This window comes from Edwardsiella sp. EA181011 (assembly GCF_000800725.1).
Taxonomy (GTDB): Bacteria; Pseudomonadota; Gammaproteobacteria; order Enterobacterales; family Enterobacteriaceae; genus Edwardsiella; species Edwardsiella anguillarum.
In genome coordinates, this window is sequence record NZ_CP011364.1 from 3,537,852 (window position 1) to 3,556,896 (window position 19,045).

At 59.7% G+C, this 19,045-nt stretch carries 11 protein-coding genes, 2 pseudogenes and 1 riboswitch; of the genes and pseudogenes, 1 reads left to right on the plus strand and 12 read right to left on the minus strand.

The features are described 5' to 3' along the window. Positions 1 to 48: 48 nt before the first annotated feature. From thiH to tdcA, 11 genes and pseudogenes are all read right to left on the minus strand, one after another. A complete protein-coding gene (thiH, locus tag QY76_RS15655) occupies positions 49 to 1,182 on the minus strand; it encodes a 2-iminoacetate synthase ThiH (protein WP_034171783.1) in 1,134 nt (377 codons plus the stop codon). After that, positions 1,182 to 1,949 carry a thiazole synthase gene (thiG, locus tag QY76_RS15660; RefSeq protein ID WP_034171784.1) on the minus strand — a complete coding sequence of 256 codons (768 nt, stop codon included), beginning with the start codon at positions 1,947 to 1,949 and terminating at the stop codon, positions 1,182 to 1,184. The genes thiH and thiG overlap by 1 nt, the downstream gene beginning before the upstream one ends. Before the next feature lies 1 nt (position 1,950). Continuing rightward, positions 1,951 to 2,151, minus strand: coding sequence for a sulfur carrier protein ThiS (gene thiS, locus QY76_RS15665; protein WP_034171785.1), 201 nt, complete (start codon positions 2,149 to 2,151; stop codon positions 1,951 to 1,953). Further along, complete coding sequence (locus tag QY76_RS15670) at positions 2,132 to 2,890, minus strand: HesA/MoeB/ThiF family protein (RefSeq protein ID WP_034171786.1); 759 nt, start codon at positions 2,888 to 2,890, stop codon at positions 2,132 to 2,134. Before QY76_RS15670 ends, thiS begins: the two co-directional genes overlap by 20 nt. Beyond that, positions 2,883 to 3,518 carry a thiamine phosphate synthase gene (thiE, locus tag QY76_RS15675; RefSeq protein WP_034171787.1) on the minus strand — a complete coding sequence of 212 codons (636 nt, stop codon included), beginning with the start codon at positions 3,516 to 3,518 and terminating at the stop codon, positions 2,883 to 2,885. The genes QY76_RS15670 and thiE overlap by 8 nt, the downstream gene beginning before the upstream one ends. Before the next feature lie 218 nt (positions 3,519 to 3,736). Next, a riboswitch (TPP riboswitch) is annotated at positions 3,737 to 3,837 on the minus strand. 125 nt (positions 3,838 to 3,962) lie between these two features. After that, on the minus strand, positions 3,963 to 4,361 hold the full coding sequence (locus QY76_RS15680; RefSeq protein ID WP_034171788.1) for a Rid family detoxifying hydrolase: 399 nt from the start codon (positions 4,359 to 4,361) through the stop codon (positions 3,963 to 3,965). An 11-nt stretch (positions 4,362 to 4,372) separates the two neighbouring features. Next, positions 4,373 to 6,667 carry a formate C-acetyltransferase gene (pflB, locus tag QY76_RS15685; protein WP_045426281.1) on the minus strand — a complete coding sequence of 765 codons (2,295 nt, stop codon included), beginning with the start codon at positions 6,665 to 6,667 and terminating at the stop codon, positions 4,373 to 4,375. Between the two features lie 32 nt (positions 6,668 to 6,699). Further along, the gene (gene tdcD, locus QY76_RS15690) at positions 6,700 to 7,908 is read right to left on the minus strand and encodes a propionate kinase (protein ID WP_034171790.1); all 1,209 of its coding nucleotides are present in this window, start codon (positions 7,906 to 7,908) and stop codon (positions 6,700 to 6,702) included. Between the two features lie 30 nt (positions 7,909 to 7,938). Next, complete coding sequence (gene tdcC / locus QY76_RS15695; protein ID WP_034171791.1) at positions 7,939 to 9,270, minus strand: threonine/serine transporter TdcC; 1,332 nt, start codon at positions 9,268 to 9,270, stop codon at positions 7,939 to 7,941. Positions 9,271 to 9,291: 21 nt separating this feature from the next. Further along, positions 9,292 to 10,281 (minus strand): bifunctional threonine ammonia-lyase/L-serine ammonia-lyase TdcB, encoded by a 990-nt coding sequence (tdcB, locus tag QY76_RS15700; protein ID WP_034171792.1) that lies wholly within the window; start codon positions 10,279 to 10,281, stop codon positions 9,292 to 9,294. A gap of 96 nt (positions 10,282 to 10,377) precedes the next feature. After that, positions 10,378 to 11,318: pseudogene (tdcA, locus tag QY76_RS15705) on the minus strand (transcriptional regulator TdcA). An 892-nt stretch (positions 11,319 to 12,210) separates the two neighbouring features. Here tdcA and katG point away from each other — a divergent pair. Further along, positions 12,211 to 14,385: a catalase/peroxidase HPI gene (gene katG, locus QY76_RS15710; RefSeq protein WP_034171794.1), complete on the plus strand. Its 2,175-nt coding sequence runs from the start codon at positions 12,211 to 12,213 to the stop codon at positions 14,383 to 14,385. Between the two features lie 135 nt (positions 14,386 to 14,520). Here katG and eseJ read toward each other — a convergent pair. Further along, positions 14,521 to 18,587, minus strand: a pseudogene (eseJ, locus tag QY76_RS15715) (type III secretion system effector EseJ). Positions 18,588 to 19,045: the final 458 nt, after the last annotated feature.

Below are 19,045 nucleotides of genomic sequence, written 5' to 3' on the forward strand. Positions count from 1 at the left end.
TTCTGCTCTCCCGCGCCACGGGTGGCCATCATCCGCCCGCGCCGACGCTCACCCCTCTGGCGCTGTACGCCCAAGCCAGCTGTCCCAGTCTTTCCACACCGGCTGCAGGCCACGGGCGATCAGGGCGCGGGCGACCTCCTGCGGGTGTCGGTTGTCATGCGGCGCGAACTGCTCCAACGCCGGCTCACTATCGGCATAGCCTCCCGGCTGCGTTTTGGAAAAGGCGCTGACGTGGGTAATCGCCAATGGGATGACGTTATCGCGAAACGGCGCCGACTCCCGCGTGGATAGCGACAGCTCCACATCCGGCGCCAGCAGGCGGAACGCGCAAATGGCCTGCACCAGTTGCCGTTCATCCATCAAGGAGAGCGGCTGAATACCACCAGCGCACGGGCGCAGGCGGGGAAAGGCGATCGCATACCGACTCTGCCAGTAGCGCTGCTGCAGCCACAGCAGATGCTCGGCCACCATATAACAGTCTGCCCGCCAGCTGTCAGAGAGCCCGATCAGGGCGCCCAGGCCGATTTTATCGATCCCCGCCCTCCCCAGCCTATCCGCCGTCTCCAGGCGCCAGAAGAAATCCTGTTTCTTGCCCCGCAGATGGTGACGCGCATACGCCGCCCGGTGGTAGGTCTCCTGATACACCATCACGCCATCCAGCCCCAGGCTTTTCAGCTCGGCATACTCCGCCTGCGACAGAGGCTGCACCTCCATCTGCAATGAGGCAAACTGGCTACGGATCATCGGCAGGTGCCGGCGAAAATAGGCCATGCCGACCTGCTGCTGATGCTCTCCGGTGACCAGCAGCAGGTGCTCGAACCCTAACGCCCGAATCGCCTGGCACTCACGCATGATAGCCTCTTGATCCAGCGTCTTACGCTTAATCCGGTTGCTCATGGAGAAGCCACAGTAGGTACAATCGTTGGCGCAGAGGTTGGAAAGGTAGAGCGGTAGGTAAAAACTGACCGTGTTGCCAAAACGCTGGCGGGTCAGGCGCTGGGCCCGCTGCGCCATAGGCTCCAGATAGTGCTGTGCGATGGGCGAAAGCAGCGCCATCATATCATCACGGTTCAGGGTGGCCGCGCCAAGCGCACGCTCAACGTCGGCAGCGGTTTTGTCATGGATTTGTTGGCGGACAGTCTGCCAATCCAGCTGATGCCAACGCGCGCTGAAGGTCTCCATTACCGAGCCTCCAGAAAACGGGTCAGCGGGCTGGTGGCCTGAGCCCGTTGGCTGCAGGCCCCCGGCACGGCCGCGCGGGCGAGCAAACCGGCTTCGACCGCCAGGCGGAAAGCCCGGGCCATACGGATGGGGTCATCGGCAACGGCTATCGCGGTGTTGACCAGCACGGCATCGGCGCCCATTTCCAGCGCCTGCGCGGCATGGCTGGGGAGACCGATGCCGGCATCGACCACCACCGGTACCATCGACTGACTGATGATTATCTCCAGCATTGCGCGGGTCTCCAGCCCCTGGTTCGAACCGATGGGGGCGCCCAAGGGCATCACGGCGGCGCAGCCGGCCTCCTCCAGCCGCTTGCACAGTACCGGATCCGCGCCGCAGTAGGGCAACACGACAAATCCCTGTTTCACTAGGCTCTCCGCCGCCCTCAGCGTTTCGATCGGATCCGGCAGCAGCCAGCGTGCATCCGGGTGGATCTCCAGCTTTACCCAGTGGGTTCCCAGCGCCTCTCGCGCCAGCCTGGCGGCAAAGACGGCTTCCTCCGCCGTTTTCGCACCGGAGGTATTGGGCAGCAACGTCACGCCCGACGAGCGCAACGGCGCCAGGATGGCATCGCGATGTCCGCGGAGATCCACCCGCTTCATCGCCAGCGTCACCAGCTGACTTCCCGAGGCGCGAATCGCCTCCAGCATCACCTGCGGCGAGGCAAACTTACCGGTGCCGGTGAACAGATGGGACTCAAAGGTTTTATCGGCAATACGCAACATGTCAGCCTCCGGCTATCACCTGAAACAGCAGAAGGGAGTCGCCCTCCTGCAGGATATGATCCCGCCACTGCGCATGCGGAAGAATATGCTGGTTAAGCGCCAGCGCCATGCCGGCCGTTGGCAGCTGTAGCTGCGCCAGCAGCGCCGACACGCTTAACGCCGGCGGGCAGACGATGGCCTCATCATTGACAAACACGTTCATCATCGCCTCCGCAGACCGGGCACCCCTCTGCACGCCGGAGCGTCAGCGTATGCCAACGATTGGCGCGGGCGTCAAACAGACGCAGGACACCCCGCTGCGTCTCCAGGCCGCTCAACAACTTAATCGCCTCCAGCGCCTGAAGTGTCCCCATCACGCCCACCACCGGGCCGATGACGCCGGCGCTGCGGCAGCTGCGTTCAGGCTCGGCATCCTCCGGCCACAGGCAGCGATAACAGCCATGCGTCCAGGGGGGCGCCAACACCATCATCTGGCCGCCAAACCCCACGGCGCTAGCGCTCACCAAGGCCGTCGAGGCCGCAACGCAGGCGGCGTTAATCGCTTGGCGCGTTGCCATGTTGTCAGTGCAGTCGAGCACCACATCCGCCTGGCGGACCTCGTTTAACAGCGCTTCGCCGCCAAGGCGCTCCTGGCGTGCGATCAGCGTAATATCCGGGTTCAGCCGAGATAGGCGCTCCCGGGCGGCCTCGGCCTTCGGCTTGCCGATATCCTCCGCGCTAAACATGATTTGCCGTTGCAGATTACTCAGGTGAACGTCATCGTCATCCGCCAGCACCAGCGTGCCAACGCCTGCGCCGGCGAGATACAGCGCGGCAGGCGCGCCCAGCCCTCCCAGCCCGGCGATCAATACCCGGCTCTCCAGCAGCCGGGACTGCCCGCTAACGTCGATATCCGGCAGTAAAATCTGCCGACTGTAACGCATAAAATCGCGATCATTCATCACCTGCGCCCACCCTCTCAAGCAGCCGCGCCGTAGCCTGTAACCAGTCGGGCGCCTGGGTGATGGCGCTGACGACAGCCACGCCGCCGACGCCGGTCGCCAGCACCTCTGGGATACGGGCAAGCGTGATGCCGCCGATGGCGACGGTTGGGTAGCCGGCCAGACGCGCAATATGGCGCGCCAGCTGCACCAGCCCCTGCGGCGCGGAAGGCATCTGCTTGGTCTGGGTCGGGAATACATGGCCGAGCGCAATATAGGAGGGACGGACTGCCAGCGCGACATCCATCTCCATGTCATCATGGGTGGACACGCCCAAACGTAACCCGGCGCGCTTAATCCCGGCCAGGTCACATTCCGTCAGATCCTCCTGGCCCAGATGGACGCCATAGGCCCGGTGTTTGATAGCCAGCCGCCAGTAATCGTTAATAAAAAGCCGGGCGCTATAGCGGCGCCCCAGCGCAATGGCGGCGATCACATCGTCCTCTACCTCACCCTCCGCCTTATCTTTGATCCGCAGTTGGAGGGTGCGTACCCCGGCCTCCAGCAGACGGGCGATCCATTCCACGCTGTCAACGACCGGATACAGCCCTAAGCGCTGCGGTACCGGGGGAAAATCAGGCTGATACATCAGACCACCTCCTGATGCAGGCACCGTGCGCCGCCGTGGGCTAGCGTACGGCGTGCCACGGGGAAAAGCAGGGCGCGGTGGAGCCGCCCGCCAAGGCCGCGCGCAGAGGCGCGATGGGGTGATTGAGTTCCGGACATAGCTCATTTCCCTAAGATAAGGACGTGGCTTGTCAGACGACGGATGAAGCAAGAGGTGAGATCGCCTAACGGCGATGCAGCAGCAGTGTAACTCTTGTTCCCTTCGCAGGTATTAGCCTGATCAGGTTCCGCGGATCCCGAATAAACGGTCTCAGCCCAACAGGGCACTCCGACAAGATAACCCCCTGCCGTGACGGCAGGGTTGCGCAGCTAAACTACGCGTTAATGCTGAAAATCTCAAGCCAGGCACCGCAAACCTGATGCCGGCGCTCAAAAAAACAGGCCGCCAAGACAGGCGGCCGGAGGGTTAGCGGGAGCATCCGCGCCAGGCGATGGCCTCAATCTCTAGCTTCACCGCTTTCGGTAGCGCGGCAACCTGCACACAGCTGCGTGCGGGATAAGCGGCGCCGTGGGCATCGAAGAATTCCGCGTATACTCGGTTTATCACCTCAAAATCCTGCAGTTCGGTGATAAAAACCGTAGTCTTGACGATATCGCCGACCGTCAGTCCGGCGGCCTGGACAATGGCGGCGACATTTTCCAGGCTCTGGCGCGCCTGCTCGGCGACCGCGTCCGCCACACGTCCCGTTTGCGGATCGACCGGGATCTGTCCCGATGTCATCACCAGACCGCCCAGATCAACGCCCTGCACATAGGGGCCAATCGCGCCCGGCGCCTGTGCCGTAGCCAGGGTGTTACGCTGCATTGTTATCCTCCTCAAAACGTGCGGGTAAAGGTGCGTGAAATCACATCCTGCTGCTGTTCCCGGGTGAGCGCATTGAAGCGCACCGCATAGCCGGAGACCCGGATGGTCAGGTTCGGGTAGTTTTCCGGGTGCGCTATCGCATCCAGCAGCATATCGCGGTTCATCACGTTGACATTGAGGTGCTGACCGCCCTCAACCGCCTCCCGATGGTGGAAGTAGCCGTCCAGTAGGCCGACCAGGTTATCCTTGCGCACCGTCTCCTCCTTGCCCAGCGCCTGCGGCACGATGGAGAAGGTATAGGAGATGCCGTCTTTGGCATAGGTAAAGGGCAGCTTGGCCACGGAGGTCAGTGAGGCCACGGCGCCTTTTGTGTCGCGCCCGTGCATCGGGTTAGCCCCCGGCGCGAACGGCGTCCCGGTGCGGCGGCCGTCCGGTGTATTGCCGGTCTTTTGCCCGTAGACCACGTTGGAGGTGATGGTCAGAATCGACTGGGTCGGCACCGCGTGACGGTAGGTTGGCAGCGCCCGGATCTTCTTCATAAAGCGCTCGACCAGGTCGCAGGCGATACGATCGACCCGATCGTCGTTGTTGCCATACTGCGGGTAGTCCCCCTCGATGGCGAAGTCCACCGCCAGACCCTGCTCGTCGCGGATCGGCGTCACCCGCGCGTACTTAATGGCGGACAGGGAGTCCACCGCCACCGACAGTCCGGCGATGCCGCAGGCCATAGTGCGGTAGACATCGCGGTCATGCAGCGCCATCAGCGCCGCCTCATAGCTGTACTTGTCGTGCATGTAGTGGATCAGATTCAGCGCGCTGATGTACTGGACCGCCAGCCAGTCCATAAAACGATCGAGGCTTTCGATCACCGTCTCATACTCCAGCACCGTATCCATCAGGGGCGCGATTTTCGGCCCCACCTGGATCTTCAGCTTCTCGTCCACTCCGCCGTTAATCGCGTACAGCAGGGTTTTGGCCAGGTTCGCGCGGGCGCCAAAGAACTGCATCTGTTTCCCGATCACCATCGGGCTGACGCAGCAGGCGATACCATAGTCATCGCTGTTAAAGTCCGGGCGCATCAGATCATCGTTTTCATACTGCAGCGACGAGGTCAGAATAGAGAGATGCGCGGCATACTTTTTAAAGCTGACCGGCAGCGCCTCCGACCACAGGATAGTCAGGTTTGGCTCCGGCGCCGGCCCCATGGTATGCAGCGTATGCAGATAGCGATATGAGCTACGGGTCACCAGGGTACGGCCATCCAGCCCCATTCCGCCGATCGCCTCCGTCGCCCAGATCGGATCGCCGGAGAACAGTGAGTCGAACTCCGGCGTGCGCAGAAAGCGTACCATGCGGATCTTCATGATGAAGTGGTCGATCAGCTCCTGCGCCTGGGTCTCCGTCAGGGCACCGGCCTGCAGATCGCGCTCGATATAGATATCCAGGAAGGTGGCGGTGCGTCCCAGCGACATGGCGCCGCCGTTCTGTGACTTCACGGCGGCCAGATAGGCGAAGTACAGCCACTGTATCGCCTCCTGCGCGCTGCGCGCCGGACGGGAGATATCATAGCCGTAGCCGGCGGCCATCTCCTGGATCTGCAGCAGCGCCCGCCGCTGCTCCGCCAGCTCCTCACGCAGGCGGATCACCCCCTCCAGATCGTCGCCGCGCTCCAGCGCCGGCTGCAGCGCGGCGAACTGCAGCTCACGCTCACGCACCAGATAGGCGATACCGTACAGCGGCACTCGGCGATAGTCGCCGATGATACGTCCGCGGCCATAGCCGTCCGGCAGGCCGGTCAAAATCCCCGACTTACGGCAGCGCAGCATCTCCGGTGAGTAGACGTCGAAGACCCCCTGGTTATGGGTCTTGCGCAGGTCGCTGAACAGATACTCGAACGCCGGATCCATCGCCCGTCCATAGGCGTTAAACGAGCTGCGGATCATGTTGATGCCGCCAAACGGATGCAGCGCACGCTTTAGGGGAGCATCCGTCTGCAAACCGACGATGGTCTCCAGCTCCCGCGCGATATAGCCCGGCCCGTGAGAGGTAATCGTCGTCGCGACGTTCGTATCAAAATCGACCGGTGCATGGGTCGCATTCTCGGTGCGGATCCCCTCCATCACCTTTTGCCATAGCGCCGTTGTCGCGGGCGTCGCCTGCGCCAGAAAAGATTCATCGCCGGTATAAGGCGTATAGTTATTCTGAATAAAGTCACGAACGTTTATTTCGTTTTTCCATTCAGTACCTATAAAGCCATACCAGGCCTCGGCATACGCGCGATCGCCGGTATTAATATCAACCTTCATGGAAATACTCTCTTTAGATAACAATGAATAAATTATACGTATTCAATCGATGGCATCATTTTTCCCAGACGCAGTGCATCCAGAGCAATCATTCTCTCTTCATCGGTAGGAATTACTGCGCAAATAACGGCTGAGTCCTCTCCGGATATAATTCTTTCACCTGCGCTACCGGGGAGATTATTTTTATCCGGCGCCAGCGTAATACCGAATACGGATAAATGTTCCAGCACCATCCGCCGGATCAGCGCCGAATTCTCACCGATCCCGCCGGTAAAGATGATGCCGTCCAGACGCCGCAGCGAGGCGGCGTGCCCGCCGATATGGCGCGCAATGCGGTGGACAAAGGTGCGGATCGCCAAATCGGCCCGCCGATGCCCCTCCCGCTGCGCCCTCTCCAAGACCCGCAGATCCGACGACAGTCCGGAGATCCCCAGCAGCCCCGACTCGGTGTTCACCATCTGCTCCAGATCGGCGATCGACTGGCCGGTCTGGCTGGCGATCCAGGCCAGCGCCCCAAAGTCGACGTCGCCGCTGCGGGTGCCCATCATCAGCCCCTCCAGCGGCGTCATCCCCATGGAGGTATCGACGCTGCGTCCGTTGCGCACCGCGCAGATAGAGGCCCCATTGCCAAGGTGCGCAATCACCAGCCCGGAGTCGGCCTCAGCGAGCCCCAGCAGATGATGAGCCCGCTGCGACACATAGCGATGCGAGGTGCCGTGAAAACCGTAGCGCCGCACGCCATACTCCTGCGCATAACGGTATGGCAGGGCGTACAGCCAGGCCTCCGGCGCCAGCGTCTGATGAAAGCTGGTATCAAACACCGCCACCTGGGTCACACCGGGAAACAGATGTCGAGCGGAGACCATACCGCTCAGGTTGGCATAGTTGTGCAGCGGCGCCAACGGCGAGATCCGGCGAATCTTCTCCATCACCTCATCGTCCACGATCGCCGACTGCTGAAACAGATTGCCGCCGTGCGCGACCCGGTGGCCGATTAAGGCCACGCTCTCAATCAGGCTGCGCTTCTCCAACTCGGCGCAGATAGCGACCAGCGCCGGCTCATAGCCCTGCTGCGCCAGCGCGACCGGCGCCGCGCCGTTCACCGACAGCGTCGCGCTGCCGCTATTGATGCCTTCGGCGATGCCGGACAGCAGCACCTCACAGCGCTGAGCGTCCAGCACGGAAAACTTAATCGAAGACGATCCGCTGTTTATCACCAGCACGACTGGATACTCATCCATTTTATGACTCCCCATCGTCCGATCGCCGAATTACATCAGCTGATAAACAATATTCAGGATGGTAAGCAGGCCGATAATCGTGACAAAATAGTTAGAGGCTTTACCTTTATATTTCGCCAGCGCAGGAACCCGCCATACCGCATACATCGGCAGCAGACACAGCAGTGCAGCAATAATCGGGGCGCCCATCGCACCGATCAGATCCAGAATATTCGGGTTGAGATATGCGATGACCCAGGTAGAGCCCATAATGATGACCATGCTGATCATATTGAGCTTCTTCATCGGCGCCTGTGACTTCTCTCCATGGTAACCAAATTTAATGATCAAACCGTTCAACCCCTCCAGGGTTCCCAGGTAATGACCAAAGAACGATTTAAAAATAGCCACCAGGGCGATAATCGATGCGGCATACTCCAAAACGGTGGCATAAGTAGATTTCCCGCTGCCCAGCGAGCTGAAGTGGTTGGCCAGATAGGAGAGAATGGGAATGTTCTGCTGTTTAGCCTGCGCCATATCCTGCGGCGACAGGGTAAACAGGCAGCTAAAGGCAAAGAACATCACCACCACCACCATCAGCACGCTGGCGCGCGAGATGATCTTCGCACACTTTTGCTCGGTATATTCCCGGCCAAACTCCGCCTCATACTCTTCGCGTTTGGAGACCACAAACGACGAGACGATGGGGGAAAAGTTGAAGGAGAACACCATAATCGCGATCCCCAGCCATACGGTTACCAGAATGCCATGGCTGCCGAACAGACTCAGGCTGTGCATGTCAAAGCTGGTAAAGATGTCACTCGTCCAGTAGGGGATCAGCGACAGGGAGATCAGCACCAGGCAGGTAATGAAGGGAAAGACCAGATATCCCATCACCTTAACCATTAAATCCTTGCCGAAGTAGATAAAAAACGCCATGACCAGCAGGATCGCCAGCGCCACCACGCCGCGGTTAATGGCCGGTAGCAGCAGCTGATGCTCCCAGAAGGCAATAAACGTATTGGTGATGGTCACGCCGTAGATCCACAGCAGCGGACAGATGGCAAAAAAATACAGGAAGGTGATCACCACGCCACCGACATGGCCGAAGTGCTGATCGACGGTATCGGTAATATTATCCGATGCGCTGTGCCCGGACAGACACAGACGGGCCAACGCGCGATGGCAAAAGAACGCGATGGGAAAAGCAAGAATAAGCATGAAAATAATCGGCAGCAGTCCACCGATACCGGCGCTGATCGGAAAAAACAAAACGCCGGCTCCGATCGCCGTGCCGAACAACCCTAAAACCCAGCGTGTATCCGTTTTGCGCCACGTGGTCACCTTGGCCTGACCCGTAACGACACTGTCAGTGCTACTCATATCTTATCCTCACATAAAAAATCAGGCGCCTACCAGCCCGGTGATTTGCGAAACGCGGGAGAGATCAATATTCCCACCGGAGATGATGCTGACGCTTTTGCGCCCTTTAATATACTGATCGAGCTTTCCACTCAGCAGTGCGGCAGAGGCTAAGGCGCCGGCCCCTTCGGTAATCACCTTATTGCGCTGGATCAGCGCCACCATGCTGGCCCGGATCTCCTCTTCACTGACCAGAACCATGTCGTCAACCAGCTCGCGGGCGATCTCAAAGGTCAGGTTCCCTGGCCGAGAGACATCGCAGCCGTCGGCCAGCGTACCGCCCGTACGGTGAGAGGCGATCTCCCCGCCGTAATAGGACGCCGCCATACCGTGTACGTTTTCCGATTGCACGCCGATAATACGGATGGTCGGGTTAACCGATTTAATCGCAATGGCAATACCGGCTATCAGCCCACCGCCGCCGACCGGTACAATAACATTATCGACATCATAGAGATCCTCTAAAATCTCCAGACCGATGGTCCCCTGGCCGGCAATCACCAGCGGATCATCGTAGGGCGGAATAAATATCCGTCCTTCCATCTCGACAATCTCGCTCACTTTTTCGATAGTTTCGTTAAAGTTATTGCCGTGTAGCACGACCTCTGCCGAATAGTCACTGGTTGCCGCAACCTTAGATTTGGGCGCACTGGTCGGCATGACGACCTTACCGTCGATCCCCAGCATGGCGCAGGAGAGTGAAACCCCCTGGGCATGGTTACCGGCAGAGCAGGCCACCACCCCTTTACGTCGCTCGCTATCCGTCAGGGAGCTGAGCTTATTGAACGCGCCGCGAATTTTAAACGAACCGGTACGCTGCATATTTTCAAACTTCAAAAATATTTCGCCCTTACAGCGTTCGCTCAGATAATTAGAGCGCGGCATCCCTGTTTTATATATTTTTCCGGAGAGTCTGGTTTTTGCTGCTTGAATATCATCAATGCTAACGGGAAGATCATATGTAATATGCATGCTATCCTCTCTATAAGAGTAATTTATATTCAAAGCCAACGACAATACTGATCCTGTGGGTATCGTTTAATTACCCACATTCGTTAATCTAACGTGCTACTGCTCAGCGGCGACGGGCTGTTTATATTTGGCACACTGGCTTGGACAATACTGCTTAGCCAACTCGACCAACAGCAGAGCGGATTTTTTAATCTTATAGTTTTTTGACCAAATTGCGGCATAATGTGCGATTGGCAGCGCATCCTCAATCGCCAGGGTCATAAACTGGTTTGAGCCGAAGGGGGTCGTCATATCGCAGGGGATCACGGTAAGGAAATTTGCATTGAGCACCAAATTATAGATCGTGACGACTGAGTCGGTTTTTATGATATTAGCGGTGTCATCTGGTGCTTATTCAGAATACTGAGCAGCTGTTTATAATATCCCATATCGGTTTGCGGCAGCGCCCACTGCTCATGCCGTAGAGCCTCCAGCGTCAGTGGGCCACTGCCGCTGCGGGACTTATTGGCGACGACGACAAACTCTGAATCAAACAGCGGTTCGACGTGCAGATCCTGCAGCTGCATATCGTCGCTCAGCGTACCGATGGCAAAATCCAGACGGCCATCACGGATCGCCGGGAAAAAGGATGAAAGCTGAGCTTCAAACATCGACACCTGCGCGCTGGGAAAGACGCTTTTAAATGTCTTAATCATCTGCGACAGGAAGGTAAAGCCGATCAGGGAGGGAAAACCAAAGGCGACATCGGCTACGCTACTACAGCTCAGACTATTGATCTCACTGACCATATTCTTCATTTCACGGGTGATTGACTCGGAATAGTTCAGCAGCACCTGCCCCGCACTGGTCAGCGTGACGCCGGTATTTTTACGAATGATAACCTCGATACCAAAATAGTCTTCCATCTCGCTGATGGTCTTGCTTACCGCCGGTTGAGAAATTCCTAAACGCTTGGCTGCAGCCCCAATTGAGCCGCTTCTGATGACCTCCTGAAAGACCACAAGGTGTTGCGTTTTGGGTAGAATAAAGGTGTTCATATTCATTAGCACTTATTCTCTCAGCGGGTGGTATTGAACTCTACTAAATAGGGTTATGGGGGGATGTGTTATTGCTCACAGTTTATAAAGTACAATGTTCTTAATTGATATTTACCCTATACATTTCATATAGATAAATAAAAATAACGTATTTTTTCATGACCACAATCAAGAAAAAAAGAGAGAATAACTTTATGTTATGGCGATAATTTAAACACCTCCCAAAAAGCTATTTTTAAATCGCCAAGAAGCTAAAAATGAATTTATGCGGATAAACAAAAATATTCCATCAGAATGTTATCGGTGCCATCGGTTCACCCCAGCGGGGCTGCCCTGTCTGCCCCCCTCGCCGCGCGCCAAGCGGCGCCCTGCTACCTGGACAAAAGAACATTATCAGTGGGAAAATCAACACAAAACACCTAATTTAATAACCATAACAACAAATAGCACCATGAAATGGGCAAAATAACAGAATCTATTACCAACACCACCGACCGGAGTAGCAAGGCGTTACCGAATCGTCCTAAAAACCGACGGCGTCCGAAGGCGCGACGGCCGCTTTTGCGGCTGTCGTCAGATAAACGGCCCGATCGGCACACCGCCGCACGACGCGCCACCCTATAGATACTGAGCGCGTCCCCAGCGGCGCTGCCAAGCAAAAGTCATCGGGCAGGGAAACGTATTGACGGGCTTGATTAACAGGAAATAACAATCAAGTTCGATAGATTAATCGATTGTTCCTATTTCAGAAATTGGGCATGCAGACCGGACAAAAAATCATTAGCACGTATAATCGTTAAGGAATAAAACGAAAGCAGCGATCCATCACGCAATGGGTTATCCGCAGTAATGACCTGAACAGTACTCCATAAATTTACTGAAGGTGCGATAAATGGGAAATAACAACGAATTTTCTAGCGGTAAATGCCCCGTCATGCACGGCGGTATGACCTCCGCGGGCATGGCCAGTAAGGATTGGTGGCCGAATGCCCTGAATCTAGACATTCTGCATCAGCACGATAGCAAAACCAACCCGATGGGACAGCAGTTCAACTATCGAGAGGCGCTGAAGCAGCTGGATGTCCAGGCGCTGAAAGACGATCTGCGGGCGCTGATGACCGACAGCCAGCCCTGGTGGCCGGCTGACTGGGGTCACTACGGTGGTCTGATGGTCCGTATGGCCTGGCACTCCGCTGGCTCCTATCGCATCGCGGATGGCCGCGGCGGCGCAGGCACCGGCAACCAGCGTTTCGCACCGCTCAACTCCTGGCCCGACAACGTCAACCTGGATAAAGCACGCCGCCTGCTGTGGCCGATTAAAAAGAAATATGGCAACAAAATCAGCTGGGCCGATCTGATCGTGCTGGCCGGTACCATGGCCTATGAGTCCATGGGGCTGAAGACCTTTGGCTTCGCCTTTGGCCGTGAAGATATCTGGCACCCGGAAATCGATACCTACTGGGGCTCAGAAAAAGAGTGGCTGGCGCCGAGCGGCAGCGAAGGTAGCCGTTACTCCGGCGAGCGCGATCTGGAAAACCCGCTGGCCGCAGTCATGATGGGCCTGATCTACGTTAACCCGGAAGGGGTGGACGGCAACCCGGATCCGCAGAAAACCGCCAACGACGTGCGCGTCACGTTCGCCCGTATGGCGATGAACGATGAGGAAACCGTCGCCCTGACCGCCGGCGGCCACACCGTAGGTAAATGCCACGGCAACGGCAGCGCCGCCAACCTGGGCGCGGCACCGGAAGGCGCCGATCTGCAGGAACAAGGGTTGGGCTGGAACAACCATACCACCCGCGGCATTGGCCGTGATACGGTCAGCAGCGGGATCGAAGGGGCATGGACCAGCAAGCCGACCCAGTGGGATAACGGCTACTTTGACATGCTGCTGGGCCATGAGTGGACCCTGACCAAGAGCCCGGCAGGCGCCTGGCAGTGGGTGCCGATCCAGATCGCGGAAGAGGACAAGCCGGTCGACGTGGAGGATCCCTCCATCCGTCTTCTGCCGATCATGACCGACGCCGACATGGCGATGAAGGTCGATCCGGCCTACCGTCAGATCGCCGAGCGTTTCCGTCAGGATCCCGCCTACTTCTCCGACGTCTTTGCCCGCGCCTGGTTCAAGCTGACCCACCGCGATCTGGGGCCGAAGTCACGCTATTTCGGGCCGGATGTGCCGCAGGAAGCGCTGATTTGGCAGGATCCGGTTCCCGCCGGCCGCAGCGAGTATGACGTTGCCGCCGTCAAGGCGAAGATCGCCGCCAGCGGCCTGAGCATCGCCGACATGGTCAGCACCGCCTGGGACAGCGCCCGTACCTTCCGCGGCTCGGACAAACGCGGCGGGGCCAACGGCGCCCGCATCCGCCTGGCACCGCAGAACAGCTGGGAAGGCAACGAGCCGGCCCGTCTGGCCAAGGTGCTGGCGGTACTGGAGCCGATTGCCGCCGAGTTTAACGTCAGCGTCGCGGATGTCATCGTCCTCGCCGGTAACCTGGGGATTGAGCTGGCCGCCAAGGCCGCCGGCGTCGCTATCGAGGTGCCGTTTGCACCGGGACGCGGCGATGCCACCCAGGCGATGACCGACGAAGCCTCCTTCGAAGTTCTGGAGCCGCTGGCCGATGGTTTCCGCAACTGGCTGAAGAAAGACTACGTGGTCACGGCCGAAGAGCTGCTGCTGGATCGCGCTCAGCTGATGCGCCTGACCGCCTGTGAAATGACGGTGCTGATCGGCGGGATGCGCGTGCTGGGCGCCAACTATGGCGGCAGCAAGGTCGGGGTCTTCACCGATCGCATCGGTGTCCTGAGCAATGACTTCTTCGTCAACCTGACGGATATGGCTTACACCTGGAAACCGACCGGCAGCAATCTGTATGAAATCCGCGAGCGCGCTAACGGTGCGCTGAAGTGGACCGCCAGCCGGGTCGACCTGGTCTTTGGCTCCAACTCAATACTGCGTGCCTATGCCGAAGTCTATGCACAGGACGACAATAAAGAGAAGTTTGTCCGCGACTTCGTCGCCGCCTGGACCAAGGTAATGAACGCCGATCGCTACGATCTGCGCTAAGTAATGGTGCGACGCCGCCTGACCCGGCGGCGTAAATCCAGACACAGCCCCCGGCAATGCCGGGGGTTGCTTTTGATACCGTCAGCGCCGCCCGGCGTCCCTGCCAACCCGCTCGTTCTATAGCGGCATGCCCGGCTATATCGCCGCCGCCGTCCCCTCTCCGCTCAGCGGGCTGTGCTGCCACAGCGCCTGCTCTATTTCATCGCGGATCTCCTCCGCCTGCTGTACGCTGAGCCCCGCCTGTATGATGGCCTCCGCCTTCATATTCAAGGGCAGGTGCGGCGCTGACTCCGACGCCGCCTGCCGTAGCGCAAGGTCAAACTGCTCACCGACCTCCTGGGGTGACAGCGAGGCGAACGCCGTCTGCTTCCGCAGCTCACCCGCCAGGGTATCCAGCCGATGCGTCAGCTGCTGACCCCCTGACGCTGTATCTCGTCAAGCGTGTGCCGATCGCGCACGTCGATCTGCGCCAGCGTTTTCGCCATCTGTATCCCCGCCTCTTCACGCGCCTTTGCCAAGGCCCTCTCCAATATGTCGCCGTTCATCTCCCGCTGCGCCCGCTGGCCCAGCTCGGGCATCAGCCAGGATACCATCGAGTTCCACAGGCTGCCGGTCGTCAGCGCCCCGCTGAACAACGCGGCCCCGATGGCGATAATCCCGGCAGGCAGAAGTCCCAGCGGCCCCAGCGCCAGAAAGCCCAGCGTTACGCCGCCGATCAACAGCGGAGCAGCCACGCTGGCCGCGACCAACAGCGCTCTCTGGGCGCCGCTGGCGTGCTTCCAGGTCAGGGACATATCCTGGAGCATGCGTCCTATCACCCCCCGCTTCCCCTCCTCCGCGAGATCGCGGCCAATCGTTCCCGCACTGCGTAACGCCTCCCGCTGCATCGCATACGCCGTCACGCGCTGAATACGCTCATTGATACTGGCCGACGAGTCCAGCTGCATCCCGCGGAGCACCGCATTGACGACTACGTTGGTTCGCCGCTGCTCGGCCACCTTATCCGCGATCCCCTTCTCTGCCTGCGCCTGGGCCGCCCCCACCACAAACTGCAAAATGGAGGTCAGCGCCACCGTTGCCACCCCGCCGCCAAACAGGGCCCCGCCGAGACCGCCGGCCACCACGCCCCCGAGATTCTGACTCAGCATGCCCTTAACGCCGCCGGCGGCATAGGGGGCCCAGTCAGCCATGCTCAACAGCATGATCAGAGCCGGCGGCATCGGCTTCGCGTCCGTCACGCCCACCACCGGCTCACGCTTGCCAAACAGCGTATCCTGTATCACGCTGGCCGTCGTCCCTCGCTGCCAGGCCGTATGAAACATATCGCCGAGGAGCGTCGACGATCCCGTCGCGACCAGCGCGTGGTAGGTATGATCCAAATTGCTGGAGAGGTACGCGAGCTCCTGCGGATACGCACTGGCCCAGGCCAGCAGCTGGCTCGGGGTAAATCCCAGCTCCGTCAACGCCTGGGTGGGATCGGTCGGCAGCTTGCGCAGCGCCTGCATCAGCTCCAGGGAGGCCGCGACGATACCTTTTCCGCTCAATGCCAGCTGGTACTGCAGCAGCAAATCCCGCGGCTTGTCCATGCGCGCCCCCAGCAGCGAGGAGACCTTGTCTCCCATCTGCGCGAGCAGCCAGCTGCTCCAATAAATGTCCTTGGGATAACCGCCGCCGCCGGGCCCATCGGCCCGCTGCTGCTCCTGCTGCAGCGCCAAGAGCGCCACGCGAAAGGCGGCGCTGTTGCTGGCGATACGCTGCTCAAGCTGCGCCAGTTGCGACACGACGTCGCTCCCACTCTCCGTTCCCTGTCGCAGCGCATCGCGCTGACGCACCATCCCGTCGGTCTCCGCCGTCATCGCTCTCAGGGCCGCGCTGCGCAGCTGATACACCTGCTGATTGATGGTGGCCAGCGCGCCGTCAAACGGCTGGGCCGCCGTCGTGATCTCCGCCGCCAGCCGGGCAGACGTGGCCGTTTGCGCGGCCAGAGTGTGCCCCAGCCTATCCACGGCCGCCAGCGTCTCTCCGCTGCGCAGCAGCGCCGCTATCACCCGCCGTTCGGCGTTAATCTCCGTCAGCGCCCGGTTCAGCACCCCGTGGGGGGCCTCGGCGTCGGGCAGCTGCGAAGCCAGCGCCGCGACGCTGTCCTGGTAGCGCTGCAGCAGCCGATCCCGCTGCTGGAAAAAGGCCAGATAGCCCTCAGGATCCGCCATAAACTGCGCCCGTAGCGTGCCCTGCGCTAGCGCCTGTGGGAAGTTAACCCCTGCGTTCTGATGAAATTCACTATGATAATCAATTTGATGCTCTAACTGCAGGCAGTCCGCGGCGATCGTCTGGACCCGAGCCTGCGCGGCGGGCGCCAAACGCTGATACTCCCGCAGCACGGCCTCGCTCACCGCAATATCCTCTGCGACGAACGTGTCGTTATCCAACAGCAAGCGATCGCGGTTAACGGTGGCCGGGCCGCTGCGGGCACAGAGATACAGCAGGCCTTCCAAAGCCGGCTCATGGGGGATCGGCGCCGCAGCGCCATCGCTATCGTCCGTATCGACGTCGGGCGACCAGCGCCGGGAAAAATAGTCCTCGAGCGCGTCCAGCGCCTGGCTGCGCTGTTTAAATGCGCTGAAGTAATCCGGGTTACCCTTAATCTCATCCAGATCGCGCCGCAGGGTTTCCTGCGCCTGCTGGCTGGCGTCGCTGAGCAGCTGCTGTAGCTGCAGGGTGCGATCGCGCTCCTGCAGCGTGGTGCGGCGCAGGGCGCTCAGTTGAGAATAGCGCTCCCGATCGATAAGCAGGCTATCCGGCGCCGGCAGCGCCGCGGTATCCTCCCGGAGCGACGCGACGTAGGGATAACAGGCTGCCAGCAGACGCTGGGCGACCGCCGTATCCGGCAGACTCACTCCGCTTTGCATCACCCGAGCGACCGCCTGGCGTAAACGGGTCGCGTCGGGGGCGCCCGCCTCTCCCTGCGCCTGCTGAACCAGCGCCAGCCACAGGCGATCGTCGTCGCCGACAGCGCCGGCGCCATCGCCAAGCTGGGCGCTCACCTGCGCCAGGCGGGCCCGCCATACGCCCCGCTCACCCGTGGGGGACTCACTCTGCGCGACCCCATCCATCCGCTGTTCCAGCGCGGCCAGGCGATCGGCCACATGCAGCGCCTGTGCGCGGATACGCTGTATCACCGGCGGCGCCTCTGGCCCCCCCTCGATCCCCGCGCATTCGGTCAACACCGCCTGCAGCGCTTGGCGAACCGCCTCCTGCGCCCTTTGCTCTTCGGCAATCGCCGCGCCCAGCGCCTCCGCAGGGGCGAGTAGCGTCTCACTCTGCTGCCGCACCGTGGTCAGCGTCGTACGCAGCGTCGCCAGCGTGTGATTCAGGGTCTCGATGCGTCGGGACAGCGCCTGATAGGCTGGCTCGGTCGGCCCCCCGACCAGCATGTCCTTCACCCGGAACAGGAGATTAAACGTATGGCGCTGCATCTGCAGCAACGAGCCGAGCGCTATCGGCGCGGGCAGCAGGTCATCCAGTGCGTCGTCCCGCAGCGGCGCCGGAGGCGGCAGCGCCACCGGCGCGTGCGGCGGCCGCAAATCGAGAATGCGGTGCTCCTCCGCCGGGCGCGTCTCCGCCAGCATCGGGAACAGACGATGCGCCTCAGCCCAGGCACGCTCATCAATCTGCCCGAGCGGAAGGCGCAGCGCCTCATGACCATTGGCGCTCAGGATCAGCGCCGATCCGTCATGGGGCGCCACATGCGCGCTCAGCGCCGTCGTCTGATGCGGTGACCCCAGCTCTTTTAGCCAGCAGAAAAACCGCAGCGGATCGCTAAACAGCGCCAGACGCTGTGGTGCCAGCAGCGATGTCTCGCTCAGATTGAGCTGCTCGAGCAGACGGGCGTCCCGATGGCGGCTGATGCACTGCCCATCGATACTGAGCGTGAAATCCTGTGTCGTATCATCATAATCCACCGTCACCGCGCTTTGGCTGTCCGCGTTACATAGCTGGCGCAGCGCGGCGGCGCTCTCCAGCGCCGCAAGAGAGTCATCCCCCCGCTGCAGCAGCTGATGATACTGCGCTTCCGCCGCCGCGCGTCTCTCGGCAGGAAACAGCGCGGCCACGCGGCTAACGCTGCGAGAAAGGCTCTCCGTTGACTCAGAGCCCGCGGTGTTGCCGCTGAGCGCGGGGGATAAAGTAAAAGCATTCACCATGGAGAGACCTCCCAATCGCGTTACACGGGGCGCCGGCCGTTAGCCGGAACATAATGCGATTTTATCCGTACCGCTATTGAGATGCTTTCGGGTATTGGCCTGAGATTATCGACAGATAAAAATATGTCACTTGGAAATAATAACGTGAATAGAAAAATCCTAGACTTCTGAATTTATTATTATAATTCACCTATAATTTTACCAATCCGCCCATGCAAAACTACAGATTACGATTGAAAATAGCAGACTCAATCGCCGCAAAATGCTATCAATTAGCTCATTTTCGACATGATGAGGCATCTCAACGCGAGGGCGCTTACGGTGCAAAAAACATTACCACCCCCCTGAAAACCTACACTTAGCTCAGCCAAGGCAGCAGTTTTGCTTGACCGTGACGCAGTTTATCCAAAATAATGCTGAAAAACCGTGGAATGAATAGATTAAAAATCTCACTCCGA

What these genes read in the sequence shown, in the direction of transcription:
- thiH (WP_034171783.1), bottom strand. Translation starts at nt 1,182, where the DNA reads ATGGAGACCTTCAGCGCGCGTTGGCATCAGCTGGATTGGCAGACTGTC.
- thiG (WP_034171784.1), bottom strand. Translation starts at nt 1,949, where the DNA reads ATGTTGCGTATTGCCGATAAAACCTTTGAGTCCCATCTGTTCACCGGC.
- thiS (WP_034171785.1), bottom strand. Translation starts at nt 2,151, where the DNA reads ATGAACGTGTTTGTCAATGATGAGGCCATCGTCTGCCCGCCGGCGTTA.
- QY76_RS15670 (WP_034171786.1), bottom strand. Translation starts at nt 2,890, where the DNA reads ATGAATGATCGCGATTTTATGCGTTACAGTCGGCAGATTTTACTGCCG.
- thiE (WP_034171787.1), bottom strand. Translation starts at nt 3,518, where the DNA reads ATGTATCAGCCTGATTTTCCCCCGGTACCGCAGCGCTTAGGGCTGTAT.
- QY76_RS15680 (WP_034171788.1), bottom strand. Translation starts at nt 4,361, where the DNA reads ATGCAGCGTAACACCCTGGCTACGGCACAGGCGCCGGGCGCGATTGGC.
- pflB (WP_045426281.1), bottom strand. Translation starts at nt 6,667, where the DNA reads ATGAAGGTTGATATTAATACCGGCGATCGCGCGTATGCCGAGGCCTGG.
- tdcD (WP_034171790.1), bottom strand. Translation starts at nt 7,908, where the DNA reads ATGGATGAGTATCCAGTCGTGCTGGTGATAAACAGCGGATCGTCTTCG.
- tdcC (WP_034171791.1), bottom strand. Translation starts at nt 9,270, where the DNA reads ATGAGTAGCACTGACAGTGTCGTTACGGGTCAGGCCAAGGTGACCACG.
- tdcB (WP_034171792.1), bottom strand. Translation starts at nt 10,281, where the DNA reads ATGCATATTACATATGATCTTCCCGTTAGCATTGATGATATTCAAGCA.
- katG (WP_034171794.1), top strand. Translation starts at nt 12,211, where the DNA reads ATGGGAAATAACAACGAATTTTCTAGCGGTAAATGCCCCGTCATGCAC.